The organism is Carboxydothermus pertinax (genome assembly GCF_001950255.1).
GTDB classification, from domain to species: Bacteria; Bacillota; Z-2901; order Carboxydothermales; family Carboxydothermaceae; genus Carboxydothermus; species Carboxydothermus pertinax.
Genome location: NZ_BDJK01000066.1, coordinates 38546 through 41042, shown reverse-complemented (window position 1 = coordinate 41042; position 2497 = coordinate 38546). Strand labels below are relative to the sequence as shown.

Annotated in this window: 3 protein-coding genes; all 3 read left to right on the top strand. The window is 42.0% G+C overall.

Annotation, left to right across the window (positions count from 1 at the left end):
* Positions 1–105: 105 nt before the first annotated feature.
* A complete protein-coding gene (gene yabN, locus cpu_RS12995; RefSeq protein ID WP_075860407.1) occupies positions 106–1518 on the top strand; it encodes a bifunctional methyltransferase/pyrophosphohydrolase YabN in 1413 nt (470 codons plus the stop codon).
* 106 nt (positions 1519–1624) lie between these two features.
* The gene (gene hbs, locus cpu_RS12990; protein WP_075860406.1) at positions 1625–1894 is read left to right on the top strand and encodes a non-specific DNA-binding protein Hbs; all 270 of its coding nucleotides are present in this window, start codon (positions 1625–1627) and stop codon (positions 1892–1894) included.
* Positions 1895–2017: 123 nt separating this feature from the next.
* On the top strand, positions 2018–2497 hold a 480-nt coding region (locus tag cpu_RS12985), incomplete at its 3' end, for a SpoIID/LytB domain-containing protein (RefSeq protein WP_143299327.1).

Below are 2497 nucleotides of genomic sequence, written 5' to 3'. Positions count from 1 at the left end.
AAATTATATCATAAATTTAGGGGCTATTGTTATTTTATTCTACATTTTCTATTTTTTATAATACTTTTTTCAGGGGTCTCGAACCGTCCCTAGAGGAGGTATTTTATGATTTATGTGGTAGGGTTGGGGCCGGGGAGTATGGATTATCTTCCCTTAAAGGGATACCGACTGTTAACGGCGGGGATGAAGGTATTTTTACGGACGGAAAAAGCAGCACCGCCGGAACTCTTAAGGGAAATCTCCTGGCAGAGCTTTGACCATTTATATGAAAAGTTTACTACTTTTGAAGAAGTTTACCAGGAAATAGTAAGAAAACTTCTTGGTGAAGGACAAAAGGAAGATGTTGTTTATGCGGTGCCGGGGAATCCACTGGTGGCAGAAAGAACTGTGGAGCTTTTACTTAAGCAGAATGACTTAGCGGTTGAAGTGGTAACGGCGCCGGGAGCATTAGAACTTGCCTTAACTGTCCTGAAAATTGACCCTGCTAGAGACTCGTATAAGGTGTTAGATGCTTTAACTACAAATGTTTGGGATTTTTCCAAAAGTGCCGTTAATATTATTTTTCAGGTATACGACCGGTTAATTGCCGGGAATTTAAAAGTAATGTTAATGGAACGTTATCCCGACGACTATCCGGTATATGTACTAAAAGACCTAGGGTTTCCGGAAGAAAAAGTTGCAGAGATACCTTTATATGAGTTGGACCGGCGGGAATTTGATCATAAAGTTTTAGTAGCCATACCGAAAATGCGCGACGAGCAATTTTGTGTCCAAAAGCTTGGAGAAATCATGGAAATTTTGCGGGGGGAAGGCGGCTGTCCCTGGGACCGGGAGCAAACCCATTCTTCGCTGAAGCCTTATGTAATTGAAGAAGCGTATGAGGTTGCCGAAGCTCTCGAGGAAGGCGACCGGGAGAAACTAAAGGAAGAACTGGGGGACTTGCTGCTGCAGGTGGTATTTCATACCCAAATTGCTAGGGAAGAAGGGACATTTACCTTTAAAGATGTGGTGGAGGGAATCTGCAATAAACTTATCCGCCGTCATCCTCATGTTTTTGCCGATGAAGATGTGAAGGACAGTGAAGATGTAAAAATTAACTGGGAAATGATTAAACAGCAGGAAAAAGGGAAAAAATCGGTAATAGAAGGGGTTGCCCGCACTTTCCCTGCCCTTATAAAAGCCCAAAAGGTAGGGGAGAAAGCCGCAAAAGTCGGCTTTGACTGGGAGAGAGCGGAAGAGGTTTTTAACAAGATTGAGGAAGAGCTTTTGGAACTAAAAGAAAGCTTGAAGGAGGCGACAAGCCGTCAGGAAGAAGAATTGGGAGATCTTTTATTTTCCGTGGTGAATCTTGCCCGTAAACTGGGGGTGGATGCGGAAGAAGCGTTAAATAAAACGGTGAATAAATTTGTAAAAAGATTTCTCAAAATGGAGGAACTTTCCCGGGAAATGGGCTTAAATTTGCAGGATTTGGATCTTAAAAAAATGGATGAGCTTTGGAACCGGGCAAAAAACCTTTAAAAAGATAAGATTTTTTTTGGTAGTTTGCAGGAAAATGAAGGATTTTAGCGAATTAAGTAAAGCGGTAATTAAAGTACATAAAAAATATTTTAAGGAGGGAATATAAGTGAACAAAGCTGAGTTAGTAAGCGTAATTGCTGAAAAAACCGAGATGACCAAAAAAGATGCGGAAAAAGCATTAAATGCGGTTTTAGCGGCAATTGAAGAAGCGCTGAAAAAAGGTGAGAAGGTTCAATTGGTCGGCTTTGGTACCTTTGAAGTTAAAGAACGGGCTGCCCGGAAGGGAAGAAACCCGCAAACCGGTCAGGAAATCGAAATTCCGGCTTCCAAAGTACCGGTATTTAAGCCCGGTAAACTCTTAAAAGAAATGCTTTAAGCGAGAAAAACCAGGTGTTTTCCAGCACCTGGTTTTAATTTTTTTAGGCTTTATGCCGAATACTCTTTTCGCATATCTCCTTCTCTTTTTGGGCAAAATAACCAAAAATCGAGGAGGGGTTTTATGCGGCTTTATAAAGGGCTAATCCTTACCTTAATTTTTGCTTTTCTTATTGCCGGTTGTACTCTGGCCCGAAAGCCAATCCCACCAATGAAAAAATACAGAACGGAGCCTACCGTCACCGTATTTTTTAACGATACCGGGCAAAAAAAGCGTATGAAGCTGGAAGAGTATATCGTTGGGGTGGTGGCGGCGGAAATGGAGCCCGACTGGCCGGTAAATGCTTTGGCTGCCCAGGCAATTTTAGCTCGCACTTTTGCTTTAGAAAATATTGAGAGTGGTAGAGTAAAAAAGCTTCACGGTACCGATGTATCTACCAATATAGAAGAAAGCCAGGCTTATGATGAAAAAAGAATAACCGATAAGGTAAGAAAAGCTGTACAGATGACCCGGGGGGAAGTGGTACTTTATCAAGGGAAGTTTATAAAAGCCTGGTTTAATGCCTGTGACGGAGGGATTTCGGCATCGGCTAAGGAAGGTTTA

Bases quoted from the DNA above. Each gene is read 5' to 3' on its own strand.
- yabN (WP_075860407.1), top strand. From the start codon at position 106: ATGATTTATGTGGTAGGGTTGGGGCCGGGGAGTATGGATTATCTTCCC.